Annotated in this window: 23 protein-coding genes and 1 tRNA gene; 14 read left to right on the top strand and 10 right to left on the bottom strand. The window is 67.3% G+C overall.

The annotated features are described in order from the left end of the window. Positions 1–3: 3 nt before the first annotated feature. The gene (locus NO878_RS16280; RefSeq protein ID WP_256407071.1) at positions 4–810 is read right to left on the bottom strand and encodes a DUF63 family protein; all 807 of its coding nucleotides are present in this window, start codon (positions 808–810) and stop codon (positions 4–6) included. Positions 811–876: 66 nt separating this feature from the next. Between NO878_RS16280 and deoC the strand changes: the two genes are divergently transcribed. From deoC to NO878_RS16265, 3 genes are read left to right on the top strand one after another with little or no spacing between them, the layout of a single operon-like run. Further along, positions 877–1506, top strand: coding sequence for a deoxyribose-phosphate aldolase (deoC, locus tag NO878_RS16275; protein ID WP_256407021.1), 630 nt, complete (start codon positions 877–879; stop codon positions 1504–1506). Between the two features lie 46 nt (positions 1507–1552). Further along, on the top strand, positions 1553–2809 hold the full coding sequence (locus tag NO878_RS16270) for a tRNA (N(6)-L-threonylcarbamoyladenosine(37)-C(2))-methylthiotransferase (protein ID WP_256407020.1): 1257 nt from the start codon (positions 1553–1555) through the stop codon (positions 2807–2809). Continuing rightward, on the top strand, positions 2806–3078 hold the full coding sequence (locus NO878_RS16265; protein WP_256407019.1) for a PadR family transcriptional regulator: 273 nt from the start codon (positions 2806–2808) through the stop codon (positions 3076–3078). The genes NO878_RS16270 and NO878_RS16265 overlap by 4 nt, the downstream gene beginning before the upstream one ends. Here the strand turns inward: NO878_RS16265 and NO878_RS16260 are convergent. Continuing rightward, entirely contained in the window at positions 3075–3992 is a 918-nt protein-coding gene (locus NO878_RS16260) for a cation diffusion facilitator family transporter (RefSeq protein WP_256407018.1), read from the bottom strand. The two genes, NO878_RS16265 and NO878_RS16260, sit on opposite strands and share 4 nt — an antisense overlap. Positions 3993–4064: 72 nt before the next feature. Continuing rightward, entirely contained in the window at positions 4065–4610 is a 546-nt protein-coding gene (locus tag NO878_RS16255) for an HIT family protein (RefSeq protein WP_256407070.1), read from the bottom strand. Between the two features lie 214 nt (positions 4611–4824). On the opposite strand from NO878_RS16255, the gene NO878_RS16250 reads away from it, so the two are divergent. Beyond that, positions 4825–5025 carry a DUF7835 family putative zinc beta-ribbon protein gene (locus tag NO878_RS16250; protein WP_256407017.1) on the top strand — a complete coding sequence of 67 codons (201 nt, stop codon included), beginning with the start codon at positions 4825–4827 and terminating at the stop codon, positions 5023–5025. On the opposite strand, the gene map is transcribed toward NO878_RS16250, so the two are convergent. After that, a complete protein-coding gene (gene map / locus NO878_RS16245) occupies positions 5022–5912 on the bottom strand; it encodes a type II methionyl aminopeptidase (protein ID WP_256407016.1) in 891 nt (296 codons plus the stop codon). The genes NO878_RS16250 and map overlap by 4 nt on opposite strands. A 110-nt stretch (positions 5913–6022) precedes the next feature. On the opposite strand from map, the gene NO878_RS16240 reads away from it, so the two are divergent. The 8 genes from NO878_RS16240 to NO878_RS16205 all read left to right on the top strand — a co-directional run bounded on the left by NO878_RS16240 (position 6023) and on the right by NO878_RS16205 (position 11924). After that, positions 6023–6724 carry a metallophosphoesterase family protein gene (locus tag NO878_RS16240; protein WP_256407015.1) on the top strand — a complete coding sequence of 234 codons (702 nt, stop codon included), beginning with the start codon at positions 6023–6025 and terminating at the stop codon, positions 6722–6724. A 147-nt stretch (positions 6725–6871) separates the two neighbouring features. Continuing rightward, positions 6872–8131: an isocitrate dehydrogenase (NADP(+)) gene (icd, locus tag NO878_RS16235; protein WP_256407014.1), complete on the top strand. Its 1260-nt coding sequence runs from the start codon at positions 6872–6874 to the stop codon at positions 8129–8131. 63 nt (positions 8132–8194) lie between these two features. Beyond that, complete coding sequence (locus tag NO878_RS16230; RefSeq protein WP_256407013.1) at positions 8195–8842, top strand: adenylate kinase; 648 nt, start codon at positions 8195–8197, stop codon at positions 8840–8842. Positions 8843–8881: 39 nt separating this feature from the next. Continuing rightward, positions 8882–9304 (top strand): DUF7994 family protein, encoded by a 423-nt coding sequence (locus NO878_RS16225; RefSeq protein WP_256407012.1) that lies wholly within the window; start codon positions 8882–8884, stop codon positions 9302–9304. A 66-nt stretch (positions 9305–9370) separates the two neighbouring features. Continuing rightward, a complete protein-coding gene (locus tag NO878_RS16220) occupies positions 9371–10267 on the top strand; it encodes a DUF106 domain-containing protein (protein WP_256407011.1) in 897 nt (298 codons plus the stop codon). Between the two features lie 91 nt (positions 10268–10358). After that, on the top strand, positions 10359–10940 hold the full coding sequence (gene cmk / locus NO878_RS16215) for a (d)CMP kinase (RefSeq protein ID WP_256407010.1): 582 nt from the start codon (positions 10359–10361) through the stop codon (positions 10938–10940). Positions 10941–10942: 2 nt separating this feature from the next. Next, the gene (locus tag NO878_RS16210; protein WP_256407069.1) at positions 10943–11806 is read left to right on the top strand and encodes an RNA-guided pseudouridylation complex pseudouridine synthase subunit Cbf5; all 864 of its coding nucleotides are present in this window, start codon (positions 10943–10945) and stop codon (positions 11804–11806) included. A 47-nt stretch (positions 11807–11853) separates the two neighbouring features. Beyond that, a tRNA-Pro gene (locus tag NO878_RS16205) sits at positions 11854–11924 on the top strand. A gap of 259 nt (positions 11925–12183) precedes the next feature. On the opposite strand, the gene NO878_RS16200 is transcribed toward NO878_RS16205, so the two are convergent. The 3 genes from NO878_RS16200 to NO878_RS16190 form a co-directional block, all read right to left on the bottom strand. Continuing rightward, positions 12184–12471, bottom strand: coding sequence for a hypothetical protein (locus NO878_RS16200; protein WP_256407009.1), 288 nt, complete (start codon positions 12469–12471; stop codon positions 12184–12186). Between the two features lie 253 nt (positions 12472–12724). After that, on the bottom strand, positions 12725–13105 hold the full coding sequence (locus NO878_RS16195) for a response regulator (RefSeq protein WP_256407008.1): 381 nt from the start codon (positions 13103–13105) through the stop codon (positions 12725–12727). A 352-nt stretch (positions 13106–13457) separates the two neighbouring features. Next, positions 13458–13697, bottom strand: coding sequence for a hypothetical protein (locus NO878_RS16190; RefSeq protein WP_256407007.1), 240 nt, complete (start codon positions 13695–13697; stop codon positions 13458–13460). A 90-nt stretch (positions 13698–13787) separates the two neighbouring features. On the opposite strand from NO878_RS16190, the gene NO878_RS16185 reads away from it, so the two are divergent. Then, a complete protein-coding gene (locus NO878_RS16185; protein WP_256407006.1) occupies positions 13788–13937 on the top strand; it encodes a hypothetical protein in 150 nt (49 codons plus the stop codon). 5 nt (positions 13938–13942) lie between these two features. Here the strand turns inward: NO878_RS16185 and NO878_RS16180 are convergent, their stop codons facing one another. Then, positions 13943–14782 (bottom strand): hypothetical protein, encoded by an 840-nt coding sequence (locus NO878_RS16180; RefSeq protein WP_256407005.1) that lies wholly within the window; start codon positions 14780–14782, stop codon positions 13943–13945. 238 nt (positions 14783–15020) lie between these two features. Here NO878_RS16180 and NO878_RS16175 point away from each other — a divergent pair, with 238 nt between their 5' ends. Continuing rightward, positions 15021–15812 carry a hypothetical protein gene (locus NO878_RS16175; RefSeq protein WP_256407004.1) on the top strand — a complete coding sequence of 264 codons (792 nt, stop codon included), beginning with the start codon at positions 15021–15023 and terminating at the stop codon, positions 15810–15812. Between the two features lie 420 nt (positions 15813–16232). On the opposite strand, the gene NO878_RS16170 is transcribed toward NO878_RS16175, so the two are convergent. Beyond that, the gene (locus NO878_RS16170) at positions 16233–17555 is read right to left on the bottom strand and encodes a ribonuclease catalytic domain-containing protein (protein WP_256407003.1); all 1323 of its coding nucleotides are present in this window, start codon (positions 17553–17555) and stop codon (positions 16233–16235) included. 57 nt (positions 17556–17612) lie between these two features. Then, positions 17613–17924, bottom strand: a complete 312-nt coding sequence (locus NO878_RS16165) for a DUF7562 family protein (RefSeq protein WP_256407002.1) — start codon at positions 17922–17924, stop codon at positions 17613–17615. Between the last annotated feature and the right edge of the window lie 101 nt (positions 17925–18025).

Here is an 18025-nt window from a genome sequence, read left to right as displayed (position 1 = left end):
GGGTCAGGCGACCGCAAACAGGAGGACGTTGTGGACCCCGGGACCGAGACCGACGGCGGCGACGAAGCCGAGGAGGAGACGACCCTCGGTGGGTTCCTCGCTGACCGTCTCGGTGAGGAGGGCGACCACCCCGCCCGCGACGACGAGTTTCACGAGGACGAACAGCCATCCGCTTCCGAGGAGGGAGGCGGTGGGAAGCGACGCCGCGAAGTCGATGACCACGGCGGAGAGAGGGGTCCGTTCTCCGAAGCCGAGGAGGTCGATCCCGACGGCCGTCGAGACGCCATCGAGGGCGTGGCCGGTGACGGCGAGGGCGCCGATCCGGCCGGTGACCGCCACGTCGGGCCAGGTTCGCCGGAGGAGCGTCCACGCACCGGTGGCGACGAGGGCGGTCCCAACGAGGATGCCGGCCGAGGGAGCAACCCGAAGGGTATCGCGAGCGAGGCCGACGCCGACGACGGCCGCGACGACGGGCAGGAAGACGGCGGCGCCGACGCCGCCGACGAGCGTGGCGGTTCCCCGCGCCGTCGCGTCGGCGACGAGCCACGTCGCCCCGGCGAGGACGGCGACGGAGAGATAGACCGCGGGCGTGCCGGCGAACGGGCGGATAGGGGTGGGGAGCGCCCGGAGGACATAGAGGACGTGGACGGCGGCGCCGAGGACCATCCACGGCGTCGCGGCGAGGACGAGGCGCTCGGTGACGGGTGGGCGGCGACGAGAGAGGAGGGCAGCGACGGCGACGAGACCGGCGAGCAAGGCGATGAGGTAGGGGAGCGGCGGGAGGGCGAACCCCTCGGGGAGCAACGCCAAGCGCATGGAGGGTAGGCGGGGAGTCACCGGGAAAGCCTTACGCTCCGCGGCCGCAAGACGAGGGGTATGGACAGAGCCGAGTTCGCCGCCCGCATCGATCACACCGTCCTCGGCCCGGAGACGACGGCGGCCGACGCCCAAGAGGTCGTCGTGGCGGCGGCCGAGTACGGCACCAACGCCTGTGTTCCCCCGTGTTACGTCGACGAGGTGCGAGCGGCGGCCCCGGACGTCACGCTCGCGACGGTCGTTGGCTTCCCGCACGGACAGCATGCGCCGGGGGTCAAACGCGAGGAGGCGGTCGCGGCTTGGGAGGCCGGCGCCGACGAACTCGACGTAGTGGTGAACGTCGGGCGTCTGCGGGCCGGCGACGACGACGCAGTCGTCGACGAACTGTCCGAACTCGTGGCGGCGGTGCCGCTCCCGGTGAAGGTCATCGTCGAGGCGCCGCTGTTGACCGAGGCCGAGACGCATCGCGCGGGCGAGGCGGCCGTCGCGGCCGACGCCGACTACCTGAAGACGGGGACGGGCTTTGCGGGGCCAGCGACCGTCACGGACGTGGAACTGCTGGCGGCGTATCTCCCGGTGAAGGCAAGCGGCGGAATCGACACGACCGAGCGGGCGCGGGCGATGCTCGATGCGGGCGCAGAACGGATCGGCGCGTCGGCGGGGGTCGCCCTCGTCGAGGGATTCGAATAGCGGACCGTCGCGCTTTTCTCCGCGCGGGCGCTAGCTCGGATAGCGAATGGCCCGCTATCACATCGAGACGTACGGGTGTACGGCCAACCGGGGCGAGAGCCGGTCCATCGAGCGACGGCTCCGTGACGGTGGGCACCACCCCGCCGAGGGGCCGGACGACGCCGACGTTGCCATCCTCAACACCTGTACCGTCGTCGAGAAGACGGAGCGAAACATGCTCCGCCGGGCCGCGGAACTCGAAGCCGAGACGGGCGACCTGGTGGTCACGGGGTGTATGGCGCTGGCACAGGGGGATGCGTTCGCCGAGGCCGACGTCGACGCCCAAGTGGTCCACTGGGACGAGGTGCCCGAGGCGGCGATGAACGGCGAGTGTCCTACCACCACGCCGGACGCCGAACCGATTCTCGACGGCGTCATCGGCATCCTCCCCATCGCCCGCGGGTGTATGAGCGACTGCTCGTACTGCATCACCAAGCGCGCGACGGGGCGACTCGACTCCCCGTCGGTCGAGGAGAACGTCGAGAAGGCGCGGGCGCTGGTCCACGCGGGCGCGTCAGAACTCCGTATCACCGGCCAGGACACCGGCGTCTACGGCTGGGACCGCAATCAGGGCGAGAGCCTCCTGCCGGAGCTACTGGATCGAATCTGTGACATCGAGGGCGACTTCCGCGTCCGTGTCGGGATGGCCAACCCGAAGGGCGTCCACGGCGTCCGCGAGGAACTCGCCGACGTCTTCGCCGCCAACGAGAAAATCTACAACTTCCTGCACGCGCCCGTCCAGTCGGGGTCGGATACGGTACTGGCCGACATGCGCCGCCAGCACCGGGTCGAGGAGTTCCTCGAAGTCGTCGACACCTTCGACGACCGCCTCGACCGCTGGACGCTCTCGACGGACTTCATCGTCGGCTTCCCCAGCGAGACGGACGCCGACCACGAGCGGAGCATGGAGCTTCTGGCCCGGGTTCGCCCGGAGAAGATCAACGTCACCCGCTTCTCGAAGCGGCCGGGGACCGACGCCGCCGATATGAAAGGTCTGGGCGGGACGCTCAAGAAGGAGCGCTCGAAGGCGATGTCCGAGTTGAAACGTGAGGTGGTCGGCGAGGTACACGCGTCGATGGTGGGCGAGCGCCGCGAGGTGCTTGCGGTTCGGCCGGGCACCGGCGACTCGGTGAAGTGTCGAGACGGCGCCTACCGGCAGGTGATCGTCCAGAACGCCGACGAACACGGGATCGAACCCGGCGACCGGGTCGACGTGGAGATCACCGCCCACGAGACGATGTACGTCTTCGGCCACCCGGTATGAAGTGGCTGCGAAGTGGCCTCCGGCGCGACATCTGCGTGATCGTCGCGAGCGAGGGGACGCCGACGGCCCAGGAGTGCAAGGCGGCGTTGGAGTCGCGCTACGACGAACGGATCGAACCCAAGACCTTCTACGGTGCGCTGGAGACACTGACCGACACCGGACACCTCGCGAAGACGGCCGACGGCATCCACGACCGCTACGAACTCACAGGGGCGGGCGAGCGAGCGCTCCACGACCACTACGCGTGGGTGACGGAGACGCTCGATTAGCGGAGGGTCGTCGACGGCGAGGAGCGCTCGGAGGCGTCCTTCCACTCGCCGAGGCCCGCGGGGTCGAGGTGGACGTGTACGTCGGAGACGGGTTCGATCTCGCGAACCCGCTCGCGGAGTTCGGTCTCGATGTCGTGGGCGGCCGCGAGCGAATGGTCGCCGTCGATCTCGGCGTGGAACTCGACCTCGATCACGTGGCCGGAGTAGTAGGCGACGAAGTCGTGAACACCGCGAACCTCGGGGTGTGAGCGGATCGCCTCCTCGATCCGCTCGCGTTCCTCGGCCGGGGGCGCGCCGTCGGAGAGATACCGGATGTTCTCCCGTGAAATGTCGATCCCCTGATAGATGACCAGCAGGCTCACCAGGCCACCGGCCAGCGGGTCGAAGATGGGATAGCCAAGCGCCATGCCACCGACGCCGACGAACGCGGCGAGCGTGGTGTAGATGTCGTTTTTGCTGTCGGCGGCGAGTGCCCGCAGACTCGGGGATTCGACGTCCCGGTTCACCAGACAGGTGTACCAGTAGCAGGCATAACGGTCGACGAGAGCAAAGAGAAGGCCGACGACGAGGATTGCGCTGTACTCGGCGCTGGGACCGGTGAGGAGGGCGTTCCCGGAGTCGTACAGCAGTTTCAGACCGAGGAGGACGAGCACACCTCCGACGAAAAGCGCCGAGAGGGGTTCGAACCGGTCGTGGCCGTGTGGGTGGGAGGCGTCGGGGTCGTCGTAGACGAATCGCCCCCAGACGAGGACGACGGCACTCGCCAGCAGGTCGGCCACCGAGTGAGCGGCGTCGGCCATGAGCGCGAGGCTCCCCGAGAGAACGCCGAGAATCCCCTCGACGGTGATCTTGAGGACGTTCGAGACGACGTTGACCCACGACGCCTTCAGGAACGCGGCGCGGTCGCCTGGCATGTAGCCCCATCGAGGAGCCAGACCCACATAAGCGGTGTCATTAGGGGTGTAGAAGCGAGGTTTCGACTCGGTCTAATCGAGCGTGAGGGGGACGGCGCGGTCTTCGTCGGGGGGCGCTGTGTCCGCGTGTGCCGCGAAGGCCGCGTGGAGGCGGTCGTAGGTGTCCGTGACCGCCTCGACGATGACCTTCGTGTCCGCGACGACGGGCATGAAGTTGGTGTCGCCGTCCCACCGGGGGACGACGTGGGTATGAAGGTGGTCGTCGATGGAGCCACCGGCCGGGCCGCCGCCGAGGTTGAGGCCCACGTTGAGGGCGTCGGGGTCGAAGGCCGTCTCCACGGCGTCAATGGTGCGCTGTTTGAGTCGAGCGTGATCGAGCAACTCCTCGGTATCGAGCGTGCGGTAGTCCCCGTCGTGGCGGTCGGGGACCACCATCGCGTGTCCCGGGTTGTACGGGTAGTTGTTCAGGATGACGAAGGCGTGGTCGCTCCGGGCGACGATCAGATTCGCGCGGTCGTCGTCACGGTCGGGGAGGACACAGAGCGGACAGCCGTCGACATCGTCGGCGTCGTCGCGGGTCACCCACTCGATGCGCCACGGGGCGAACAGTTGCTCCATGTGGTCGCGGGGGAGAGCCAGCCGTATATACCGCCCGCCACGCGGCCGGCGCTCGGCGGTCGAAGCGGGGGCCGCCGCCGCCCGGCTCGTGTGACGTCTGTCTGACATCGGCGGATTCTCACGGGTGAAAATCCGGTTGCCACCGGATTAACCGGGTTTAATCCGGGTTAACCGACTGCGGGGCTTATGCAAACGGCACCGAAAGGGAGAGTCGATGAAGGCGAAACGACCGGACCCAGACACCAACCACGAACTGTGTCCCGACTGTGGCCGAGAGACCAGACACGCGGTCAGGGTGGAGATCAGAACGGAGAACCCCGCCTCGGCAAACGCCGCGTTCTCACGGGAGCCGTATCGGGTCGCGGTCTGTGCGGTCTGTGAGGCGGAGTCGATCCAGCGGATGAACGACGCCTAAGCGGTCGTGACCTCACAGCCGTCTTCGGTGACGATGAGGGTATGTTCGGCCTGGCTGACGAGACGGCCCTCCTCCTCTTTCAACACGGGATAGCCGTGAATCACGTCCTGTTGTTTGAGTCGCCGGAGCGCCATATCCGTGCGGCGCCCGTCGAACCACCGGCCGGCGAAGGGTAGCGTGCGGTACTCCTCGGTGACCGTCTCGAGGATCTGCCGGGCCTGGCGGTTGCGCACCGACCGCTCGTGCTCCAACCCGTAGATCTCCTCTTTGTTCCCCTCGCGCACCTTACCGCGGCCGTCGGTGGCGAACGGTTCGATGGCGATCACGTCACCGGCCTCGAGTTCCGCCCCGTGATCGACACCGCGGTTCGGGACGCTCGGCCCCGTGTGGGCATCCCACTGTTCGACGCCGTGCCCGGAAAGGTTGAGAACGGGCGTGTAGTCGTACCCCCGGATCACCTCCTCGATTTCGGCGCCGATGGTTCCCGTGTCGACGCCGGGAGCGACGGCGTCGACGGCGACGTCCAAGGCCTCCTCCGCGGCCTCGACGAGTTCGGGGGTGCCCGAGAGATCGACCGTCGTCGCGGCGTCGGCGATGTAGCCGTCGACGTGGACGCCCACGTCGAGACAGATCATCTCCTCGCCGAACTCCGTGTCGTCGTCGCGGGCGGGCGTCGAGTGGCTGGCTTCCTCGTCGACGCTGATGTTGACGGGGAAGGCGGGGCCGTCGGCCAACTCGTCGATCCGCGCCTCGGCGTGTTCCGCGACTTCGAGGTGGGAGACACCCGGTTCGATCATCTCCGCCGCCTCGTCGAGGACGGTGCGCAACGCCTCGCCGGCCCGGCGATACTTCTCGACGGTCGTCTCGTCGAGGGATCCAACGCTCATGGCTGCCATTGGCGTGAGCGGCGGAAAGAGGTTGCGCATCCCCGGTGCTATATAGCCATCCGGATTACAACTAGCGCCGCTTATGTGCGCCTGCGGACCAACTGCGTGTGATGATCGACACTGCCGGGCTCGACGCCGCGCTGGGGGACGCCCACCGTCGCATCGACGTCGACGCGTGGGCGAACGTCTACGTCGTCGGCGACGTCCACGGCTGTTTGACGGAACTGGAGGCGCTGCTCGACCGTCTATCACCTGCGGACGGCGAACTCGTGATCTTCGTCGGCGACCTAGTGCGGAAGGGACCGGACAGCGCCGGCGTGATCGAGCGCGTGCGGTCGCAGCCGAACGTCCTGACCGTCCGCGGCAACAACGAGGAGAAGCTGCTTCGCGGCGAGAAGTCCGTCGACGGCCTCGACGATGACGACCGCTCTTGGCTCGCCGACCAGCCCGTGGCGATCAGTTGGGACGGCGGCCTCGTCGTCCACGCGGGTATCGACCCGCGCAAACCCCTCGCTCAACACACCGTCGACGATGTCCAGAACGTACGCGAACTCGGCGACGGCGACTACGAACCCCCGTTCTGGTACGACGCCTACGACGGCGACACACGCGTGTTCTTCGGCCACACGCCGCTCGACGCGCCCGTCGTCCGACCGGGGGCGGTGGGTCTCGACACCGGCTGTGTCTACGGCGGCACCCTCACCGCCTACGACCGGCGACGCGACCGATTCGTGAGCGTCACGCCCGACCGAACCGTCCAGGAGCGCCCCGCCCGGAAGTTCGTGACGCCGCGTCCTACAGCGGTGCGCTAGGCGCTCGTCGAACCCACTCTCGACGCCCGTCGCGGCACGGACGCGGACTCCGTCACGGCGGCGAGCGTCGCGACGGGACAGGCCATACCGCGGTCGTTCGGGGATAACGGCAGTTCTTTCACGATGGTGGGCGAACTCAGCGACGATATGAGCTACGACAACATCGAGGTTCCCGACGACGGAAATAGTATCACCGTCGACGCGGACACCGGAGAGCTCGCTGTACCGTCGGACCCGATCATCCCGATCATCTACGGCGACGGCATCGGCTCCGATGTCGCCCCCGCTGCCCAGCAAGTACTCGACGCCGCCGCGGAGGCCACGGGGCGCTCGATCAGTTGGATGCGGCTCTACGCCGGCGAGTCCGCGCGCGAGCGCTACGACGAGAATCTGCCCGACGAGACGGTCGAGGCCATCCGCGAACACCGCGTCGCGATCAAGGGGCCGCTGACCACGCCCGTCGGCTCCGGCTTCCGCTCGCTGAACGTCGCTCTGCGGAAGCGACTCGATCTGTACGCGAACGTCCGCCCGACCTACCACCTCGACGGCGTCCCCTCGCCGGTGACCTCCCCCGAGAAGATGGACATGGTCAACTTCCGGGAGAACACCGAGGACGTCTACGCCGGCATCGAGTGGGAGGCTGGCACCGACGCGGCGGAGCGCGTCCGCGAGTTCGTCGAAGACGAGATGGGCGAGACGGGCGTCATCCACGACGGCCCGGTCGGCATCGGTCTCAAGCCCATCTCGGAGTTCGGAAGCAAGCGCCTGATCCGAGAGGCCATCGAGTACGCCCTCGAGAACGACCGCGACTCGGTGACGCTGGTTCACAAGGGCAACATCATGAAGTTCACCGAGGCGGCCTTCCGAGACTGGGGCTACGAACTCGCCGAAGAGGAGTACGGCGAGGCAGTCATCACCGAGGACGAACTCTGGGAGGAGTACGACGGCGAGGCCCCCGAGGACGTCGTCGTCGTCAAGGACCGCATCGCGGACAACATGCTCCAGCAGCTCCTGACGCGGACCGAGCAGTACGACGTGCTGGCGATGCCGAACCTGAACGGGGACTATCTCTCGGACGCCGCGGGCGCCCAGATTGGCGGCCTCGGCATCGCGCCGGGCGCGAACCTCGGCGACGGCCGCGTGCTTGCCGAACCCGTCCACGGCTCGGCGCCGAAGTACGCCGGCGAGGACAAGGTCAACCCCACGGCGATGATCCTCTCGGGTCGGATCATGCTCGAACAGCTCGGCTGGGACGACGCCGCCGACCTGGTCCGTGACGCCGTCGAGACGACCATCTCCGCGGGCGAGGTTACCTACGACCTGCACCGACAGATCGAGGGCGGCACGAAACTCGCCACCAGCGAGTTCGCCGACGCCGTCTGCGAGCGGATCGCAGACCTGTCGTAGTCGGCCCACCGCTCACGCGCGCGATTCCTTTACTCATTTATACTCGGAGGCGGAGCTACCCGTATGAGCCAGCCACACGTGCTGTTGCTCGGTGCACCGGGTGCGGGCAAGGGAACCCAGAGCAAGCGCCTCGCCGAGACGTTCGACATCGAACACGTCACCACCGGCGACGCCCTCCGGGCGAACAAGGACATGGACATCGGCCACATGGACACGGCGTACGACACGCCGCGAGCCTACATGGAGGCGGGCGAACTCGTCCCCGACGCGGTGGTCAACGAAATCGTCAAGACGGCCCTGGAGGACGCGGACGGCTACGTCCTCGACGGCTACCCGCGCAACCTCGATCAGGCCGAGTATCTCTCGGAGATCACCGACCTCGACGTCGCCGTCTTCCTCGACGTGAGCGAGTCGGAACTCGTCGAGCGACTCACCGGTCGACGGGTCTGTGACGAGTGTGGCGCCAACTACCACGTCGAATTCAGCCCGCCGGCGACTGCGGGCGTCTGTGACGACTGTGGCGGCGATCTGATTCAGCGGGACGACGACACCGAGGAGACCGTCCGCGAACGCCTCCAAGTGTACGAGGACAACACCGCGCCGGTCGTCGAGCATTACCGCGAGGAAGGTATCCTCGTGGAAGTCGACGGCGAGGGGACGCCCGACGAGGTCTTCGAGGCGCTCCACGACGAGGTCGACGCCGCGACCTGACGCGAAACCGGTATTTCGCCGGCGGGCGACGACCCTAGCGTGCACGCGACCACTCACCGACGGCTGTGTGGCGCCCTCGGCGCCGGCCTACTGGCGTTGATCGGCGGCATCCTCGTGCTCGCCGGGGCGGCCCCGTTCGGCACGCCGGCGCTGGCCGTCCAGGTTGTCCTCGTCGTCACCGCGGGGGCGTTCGATGTCGTCGCCGCGTTCGAGAACCCGGCGACCGCCCGAATCGACTGGGTTCGACTGAGCGGGGCCGCGAAGGTCGCGCTCGGGCTGGCCCTGCCGGTCGGGGTTGGCGGACAGGCGGGCGGCGTCGGGGGGCCACTGGTGCTCGTCGCCGCGGCAGCCGGCGGGCTCTCGCTGGTCGCCGTCGGCGTCGACATGTGGTACTACGCCGGGAGGCACGTCTACGGGCGGCCGCTGAGCGTCGACACGGAGAGGGGCGCGAACGAGCGGTGACGGCGGACGGCTCCCGTCGGGGACGGAGTAAAAGGTTCATAACCGGTGGGAGGTTACTCGGTGGCAATGGCACGGATCGAGCAGAAGGTGCGGGACCTCGTCTCCGACGACGCGGAGATGGAGGCGGTCGTCCAGACGGTCCTCGACCGCGCGGAGGACGGCGAGGTCAAGTGGGTCGACGTCCGGGACGACCTATCGAGCGGACAGTGGGGCCGCCTGATCGAGAAGGGGGTGTTGATCGACGGCGAGGCTGGGTTCAGGTTGGCCGATCCCGAGGCGACCCGCGACGCACTCAGCGATGGGGCGACAGCGACCACCTCGGCCGACAGCGACGATAGCGACTCGTCGTGGTCGAAGTGGGACAAGGGCGCAGCGGTGGTCAGCGTGGGACTCATGGCCGGCTACTCGTGGTCGCCGATGCGAAACATCATTGGCACCGCCATGGACGTCCCCCTCGGGCCACTGAACACGGCGCTGCCGTTCTACGCCGTCGTCATGGTCCTCGCGGTGGTGACGGGGCTGTACTCGACGCTCCTGCAGGCGAATCTGATGGACTCGGAGATGATGGGCGAGTATCAAGAGAAGATGCAGGAGATCCAAGAGCGACGCAAGGCGGCGAAAGAACGGGGCGACGACGAGGCGCTCGACCGCATTCAGGACGAGCAGATGGACGCCATGGGCGACCAGATGGGCATGTTCAAAGAGCAGTTCCGCCCCATGGTGTGGATCATGTTCCTCACCATCCCGGTCTTCCTCTGGATGTACTGGAAGGTGGGGATCGGCGACCCCTCCAGCGGACAGTTCGGGACCATAGTCCTGCCCTTCCGCGGATCGGTCGCGTGGAAAGAGCAGATCCTCGGGCCAGTGCAGGTGTGGATCGTCTGGTATTTCATCTGCTCGATGGGCTTCACCCAGATTATCCGCAAGGGGTTGAACATCGACATCAGCCCCACCGGGACCTGATCCCGCGGACCCCGGTTCCAAGGCGGGCAACGGAGCACGCTCGCGCGGCGAAGTGAACATACTCTTTTAGACGGCCACCATGAGTGGCGATATGTTACTCACCGTGTCCGGGCCGGCGGGCAGTGGGAAGAGCACCACCGCCGCCGGGCTTGCGGAGGCGCTCGATCTGGAGCACGTCAGCGGCGGCGACATTTTCCGTGACCTCGCGGCCGAGCGGGGGTACTCTCCGGTCGAGTTCAACGAACTCGCCGAGGAGGACGAACAGATCGATCACGACCTCGACCGTCGGCTGTACGAGATTGCCCGGGATCGGGACAGCCTCGTCCTCGAATCCCGGCTGTCGGGGTGGATCGCCGGCGATCACGCCGACTTCCGCCTCTGGCTCGACGCGCCAATCGGCGTCCGAGCCGCCCGCATCGCCGAGCGCGAGGAAAAGTCCGTCGAGCGCGCACGCGAGGAGACCGAACGCCGCGAGCGCAGTGAGCACAAGCGCTACGCCGACTACTACGGGATCGACATCGACGACCTCTCGATTTACGATCTCGTCGTGAACACCGCGCGGTGGACCGCCGACGACGTACGGGCGATTCTCACGACCGCGGTCGAACGCTACGACCCCGCAACCGACGAGGGTCGCTACCCCGTCGCGGTCGTCGACGACTTCCAGCCGTGAGCCTGCGCGATCCGCCCGGCGACCGGTCGCTCGACGACCGCCTCGCGTTCGGCGTCGTCAACCTCGACAAGCCGCCCGGCCCCTCCGCACACCAGGTGGCCGGGTGGGTGCGCGATATGGCCGGCGTCGACCGGGCCGCCCACGCGGGCACGCTCGACCCGAAGGTGACCGGCTGCCTGCCGACGATGCTCGGCGACGCCACCCGTCTCGCCCCCGTCTTTCTCGAAGGCCGCAAGGAGTATATCGCCGTCCTCGAACTCCACGGCGCTCCGCCGGCCGACCTCCCAGATGTCCTCGCGACGTTCGAAGGAGAGATCTACCAGAAACCGCCCCGCAAGAGCGCCGTCTCCCGACGGCTCCGCACCCGCCGGGTTCACACCCTCGACCACCTCGAAACGCGGGATCGGCAGGTCCTCCTCCGGATCGAGTGTGCAAGCGGGACCTACGTCCGCAAGCTCTGTCACGACCTCGGCCTCGCGCTCGGCACCGGGGCGCACATGGGAGACCTCCGGCGGTCGGCCACCGACCCCTTCGACGACTGCGACCTAACGACGCTCCAGGATCTCGCTGATGCGCTCGCCTTCGCGGAGGACGGCGACGAGGAACCGCTCCGCGAGGTGGTCGCCCCCGCGGAACGCATCCTCACGGGGCTACCCGCCGTGACCGTCGCCCCCAGCGCCGCCGAGCAGGTGGCGACCGGTGCGCCGGTCTACGCCCCCGGTGTGCTCGACGCCGACGACGCGCCGAAAGACGCGCTCGTCGCCTGTTTCACCCCCGACGGGTCGGCGGTCTGTCTCGGCCGACTCGTCGGCGACCCCGGGGCCGAATCGGGCATCGTCGTCGACCTCGAACGAGTGTTGGTGTAAAGCGGAAACGACACGCTTAACCCGGACACGGTCGTGCCTGAAAACGCGGGACCGTGGGGTAGTGGTATCCTCTGCGCATGGGGTGCGTTGGACCCGTGTTCGAATCACGGCGGTCCCATTCCGCATTTTCGTGGGTCGACACAGACGGTAGCTCAGCGCTTCGCTCGTCAAACTACTTCGATAGTCTCGATGTAGGCGACGTGATCCCCCGGTCGTCGGTCCGAGCGGTCCCACCGGATGGCGTCTCGATGGCACTATTGGGAAGACACCACGGAGGGCGATTCGGGTGTGTGACCACGCTACGCGCGGAAGCCGGCCGAGTAACCACCTCGTCTCGGGCGTCCGATCCGCTTACCGGCCGGTGTGGGGTTCGGACGTCACGCTTGGGCGCCGACGTCGGCGCCGCCGTCCTCGGGCGTCTCGTCGTCGCCAACCGTTACCTCGATGTCGTCGAGCGAGTGGTCTTTGCGGCTGAGTCGTTCAGCGATCAACCACTTCTGCAGGCGGTCGAGTTGTTCCCAGTGGAGGTGTGCCGGCGGGTCCGCGGCCAGCGCATCGAATCGCTCGACAACCACAGTGTTGACGAACCGACCGAACTCGTCGCAGACGGGGCAGGTTCGGGACAGATGCGACACGTCGAACTCGCGCGTCACTGTCGACTCCATGCAGCCGATGCATCGATATTCCGAGACGTTACTCACACGTTCCGTTCGGGCGCAGTAAACTTGTATTCGGGGATCTGTCTCACACACCGGCATCGCGTCGTCGCTTCGGCCGAGGCCGTTGCCTGCTGAAGCGACGGGGGGAACGTCTCGAACGGCGTCACAAGCGGGTTCGACGGCTCCAATTCGTGTCACGGTGGCCGAAGGGTGTCGGCCGACGACGGAACGTTGTCCGGGGAGAGACGCTGTAACGTGGTCACCGAGCAGCCCTGATCACAACGTCGACGCGATTGGCAAGAACCGGCATCGACCCGGCGGCGAGGTTATCCTTCCGTACGAACTCGGTCACGCCTGCGTCGAGGGCTTCGGCCGCGATGGTGTCGATCTCCGCGGAGGTGAGTAGGATAATAGGAATATCGGACGGGGCCGACTCGATGAGTTCGATCCCCGTCTGATCGGAGAGTTCGTAGTTGACGAGCGCACAATCGACCGCTTCGGTTTCGAGCATCTCGAGGGCCTCCTCTGCGGAGCGGACGTGAGTGATGTCGTACGTGGGCGATTGAAGCGCCTCGAGCACGCGCTGTGCCATGAATTCGCTATCTTCCGCGATAAGGACGTGGGAACGTTCCAGTGTCATCGGTCGAGGTAGAGTTTGTACCGTATCGGTCTATGGTTGTCGGGAGTGACGGACACCGAGTCTTCCCACGGATAGAGCCGCCGGTGTCGTCCGAGGATTCGAATCCCGTGGTGACGGGCGTGCGTCACCGAGGCGGCCGGATGTAGACGGGCGGGAAGGCCACAGGCGTGCTCTGCGATGGTCCGGGCAGGGAGCCAGGCCGACGCCCTCACTCACACCGTAGCGGTGTGAGGATCTGGAAGCCCTGAGGCGAGGGTGAGATAGACCGCGACACAGTTCCCGTATTGGTGCCCGGCCATCGAAGGGAAGACTCCGAGCCACCCCTGCTGAGGCGCGAGCGGCGACCAGATATCTACGTTTCACCCATACGACGCGCCAGATACTGAACGAGCGCCGAGCCGCCCAGAAATAGCACGCCGACGAGTCGCACGCGCCGTGTCGCGTTCGGGCGGGGTTCGAAGTCGACGGCGAGGACGCGGGCGTACCCCCATTGAGCGGCCGCTAGGAGTCGGTCGGCCAGGAGTAGGTGGGCGATGCCGCCGAGCAGTCCGAGAATCGAGAGCAACCGGAGGCGAGTGCGGAGCGAAACCATCGGCCGTACCTGGGTCGGGACACGTATCACGGTTCGGGGTGGCGACCCCACGGTGGACACGCTTTTGCGCGGCGCGGCCCGAGCGGGGATATGCTCGGCCTCCAGTACGTCGCCTGTGACGCGTGCGGGACCGTCAGTGCGACGCCGACGGTGCCGGACGCCTGTCCGCGGTGCGGGACGGCAGAACCCACGGACATCACGGATCGGCTGGGGCGGCCCGCGTACTTCGCCGAGGACTGAGGGAGTTAGGGCGGGTCGCCGTCAGTGTCCTCGTCGGCGACGACGACGGCCCACCAGCCGTCGACGGGGGCGTCGAACATGTGCTCGGGGACGAGGGGGGCCGGAACGGGACGGAAGCCGTCGTCGCGCATCGCCCCGATGCCGGGATACCGCTGGACCGGACGCCCGGCGAAGTCGACGACGCGGATCTGTTTGTCTCGGTCGCGTGCGTAGGCGTAGGGGAAGCGCTCGCGGGCGGGGCAGTCGAGGGCGTCGACACCGGCGAGACGAACCAGTACCTCGTCGTCGGCGAGCAGTTCAAGCCACGGACCGTCGGCGTCGGGCGTCGAGTCGTCGGGAAGCGCGGAGGGGTCAGCGTCGGTCTGGTCGGTCGCGTCGGCTCGAATCCCGCTAATCGCCCGGACGGTGGTCGACTCGCGCCACCGGAGATCGGTCCCCGCGGGCACGGCGGCGTAGCCGCCTTCGGCGAGAGGCACCCGATCCGGCCCGGAGTAGAACGTTCGGCCGCGGTCGTCGGCGGCCCGGACGCCGACGGGGTCGGCGAGAAGCGTCTCGATGCGTGCGGCCCGCTCGCGGTCGGGGACGACGAACAGCGCCGCCCGCCCGTTGCGGTGGTCGTTCCAGAGGCGGGACAGGACGAGCGTCGGAGAGGGGTCGCGAATCGGTTCGACGGCCACCGGTCGCCCGTCGGCCACGAGGGAGGGGAACGGGCCGGTGGCATCTCGGGTTCCGTCGGAGCGTGGCTGCGCGACCGCAGGGGGCTGTCCACCGTCCGCTGGGCGGGTGACGGACAGGCCGGCCCGTCGACAGCAGTCGATCCCGGCCGTCACCAACTGGTCGGTCATCGCCTGCCGTAGGGGACAGCGGGACAAGTGTCTGTCCCACGGCGAGGGCGTCGCCGCCGAGCGTGATGAGAGGACCGCGCATTCGAGGCCGGGAATCGCACGCTGGCGGCCGCGATAGCGACTGAGTCGGCGGTGGCCCGACACCTCCGACCGCTGGATCGGGGAGTGGCTCGGACGGTGGACCGACACTGCACGGCGAACCACAGGGATGATTAGCGACTCGTACGCGGTGTGACGTATGGATCAGAGGTCACTGCGAACGCTCGCAGCCGTGGCGATGCTCCTCGTTGCGGGGTGTGCTGGCTTCGGGCCGAGTGAGACGCCGTCGGCGACGCCGACTGGGACGCCGACGGCCACCGACACACCCGTTCCGGCGACGCCCACCGACACGGCGACCCCCAACCCGTCCTACCCCGCCGGGTGGTCCGCGGCGGGCGTCGAGAACGGAACGGTCGCCGTCGACGCGCACTACCGGGCCGTCCTCACCGGTCCCTCAGCGACAGTCAAATACCGATCCCGGGAGGTCGACACCGAGGGCGAGTCGGCAAACGAGACCACGCTGGGCATGGCCTACGAGACGGGGACGGGACGGCTGTACGCGTCGATAGCGGGGACGGACGGTCACCGGGAGGTGTACCTGCGGGACGGCACGCTCTCGCAGTGGGACGTCCGAAACGAGAGCCTCGTGGGACAGTCGAACGCACGGTTCCAGCGGGTCGTCCAGTCGATCGATCGCCGGGTGTTGCTCTCTCAACTGCTCCTCTATACCCTCGAACACGAGCGAACCGTCGAGCGAAACGGTACTGTCGCGCACGTCTACAACGTCACGGGCGTCCACGACAACACCGTCTCGAACACGTACGGCGCCGGGACGGACGCGTCCGGAACCGTCGTCGTCGCGACGGACGGCCGGATCCTCGAACTCGAGACGGAGGTGACCTACACGGGCGGAACCCTCAGATACCGGTACGTTCACACACGCCTCGGGGAGACGACCGTCGAGACGCCGGCGTGGGCCCGGACGGGCTGATCGCGGTGTGTGACCGTCGGGAGGAGGACAGCGAATTATACATTTATTATCAGGAAGAACCATACGCCGATGGCGCCCGGCGCCCATCGAGGGGCTGGGGCCCGCCCCGTGTCCCACACGCGGCGATTACGGCGTGAGTCTCGGGGGTATCCCCCCCAGTCTCCCCCTCACGCCGTCGCCGATACCGCCGAGTAGCGACGTTGTGCGGTATTTGGGGTGGGAGTGAACCACCCCCCATGGTACGAAAGGAGCCGTCGGGACGGGGTCGATGCATGGTCGATCCGACTCGACGGCTGGCCGGTCGGTCGTGGGCCGACGGGCCAGTCGGAGTCACGGCGGGTCGATATACAAAAGTACCGCCCTGATTTTCGCTGCCGAGAATCCCGGGGTGGTAGTGCGCGGCGGGTGAGAGGCGACGAATCAGCCGTCCGCGGGCGGTAGTCCTTCTTCGTTGACCTGGGTGCCGTCGTCGTCGACGGTGACGACGCCGCGGTTGTTGACCGCGTAGGGGTCGAGGCCAATCTCCTCCATGAATCCCTTGTAGAGTCGCTCGACCGTCTCGCCGTCCTTTTGTCGGTCGGAGGCGCGGTCACAGAGGGCGATCAGATCCTCGGGGACGTCGTTCTCGTGGACGATCCAGTGGTTGATGAGATCGGAGAGTCGTCGGATGGGAGAGGTGAAGTGGCCGTAGATGTCGAAGTTGAGCGCGTGGTGACCGCCGAAGGGGTCGTTCATATACTTCGCGCGGGGCATCACCTTCAACACGGCACGCTGAATCTTCGAGAGCATCCGATCCGGTGCGGTCTCTAGGGCGCCGTTGACGGCCTTGCGCGGGTCGTCCCACTTGTCGGTGGGAATGGAGACGCTGTCGAGTTCCTGAATCTCGCGGAGCGCGTCGTTCCACTGGTCGGGCGTGGGCTGAGGGTGGACGCGATACATCGCCTCGACGCCGCGGTTCCACATCAGTTCGTGGGTGACGGCCTTGTTCGCTTTCAGCATACACTCCTCGATGATGGTGTGAGCGCGGTCACGCCGAGGGTTGAGGACGAGCGAGCCGTCCTCCTTGCGCTGTTCGTGCATCTGGTCGGCGAGTTCGAACGCGAGGACGTTCTCCTCGTGGAGCGGCGCGTCGGGGTCCTCTAGTCGAGTTTCACACTCGCCGTAGGTGAGTCGCTCGTCGCTCCGAATGACGGACTTGTAGATGTCTATCTCCTCGAAGGAGAGCGTCTCGGGGTCGAGTTCCATCTCGACGGTGTGAGCGAGGCGGTCCTCGTCGGGGACGAGCGAACAGACCGTCTCCGCGAGCGTCGGCGGGAGCATGTGGATGGTGTAGGCGGGGAGATAGACGGTGTTGCCCCGCTGGACCGCCTCCTCCCACATCGCCGAGTCGGGGTGGACGTAGTGGGTGACGTCGGCGATGTGGACCCACAGGCGGTAGGCGTCTTCCTCCTCCCGGACGCTGATGGCGTCGTCGAAGTCCTGGGCGTCGATGGGGTCGGTCGTCCACGCGGTCAGATCCCGGAGGTCGCGGCGCTCGTCGAGTTCCGCCTCGATCTCCTGTTGGACGCCTTCGGTCCGCTCGCGCGCCTCGCGGAGCACCTCGGGTGGGAACTCGTCTCTGATCTCGAACTCCTCGAATAGATCCTCGCGTTTCTCCTGTAACTGCCTGGCCTCGACCGGACTGATCTCGACGGGGCCCTGCCCTTCGGCCGTCCCGGCCTCGGCTTGTGCGTCGTTCGTCATACCCCGAGGTAGACGTGACGGGTAGTTAGACGTGTCGGGCGAGGCTTCGGCGCGGGGTCAGGACTCGGGTTCCTCGGCCGAGTCGTACCGCTCCTCGACGGCGCCGTAGTACCGCTCCAGAAAGTCGCTCCGCGAGAGTGCCTCGTCGTCCGCGATGTCGACGAGCAACGCTTCGAGTTCGTCTCGCGGCTGGTGACAGAGGTTCCGGTAACACTCCTTACAGAGGTGTTCGAAGTCTTTCCCTCGTCGATTCCAGCGATCCCCTTCCTTGTCGTACTCGCGAGCGTCGGCCCGGCGCAGCGAGGTGCCACACGCGATGCAGACGACCGTCTTTCCGTCGCCGCCACCGTCCGCTCCCGAACGCCACATAGTCGAGGCCAGGCACCACGCCCACTTAGCGTTTGTTACGCGTCCGACGCGCGACGAACGACCTCACCGCCGACCCCTTCACCGTGAGAGGGTCGGGGAGC

The sequence above is a fragment of the Haloplanus ruber genome (assembly GCF_024494725.1).
GTDB classification, from domain to species: Archaea; Halobacteriota; Halobacteria; order Halobacteriales; family Haloferacaceae; genus Haloplanus; species Haloplanus ruber.
Note: the sequence above shows the minus strand (reverse complement) of the source record. Positions and strands in the feature narration are given on the sequence as shown.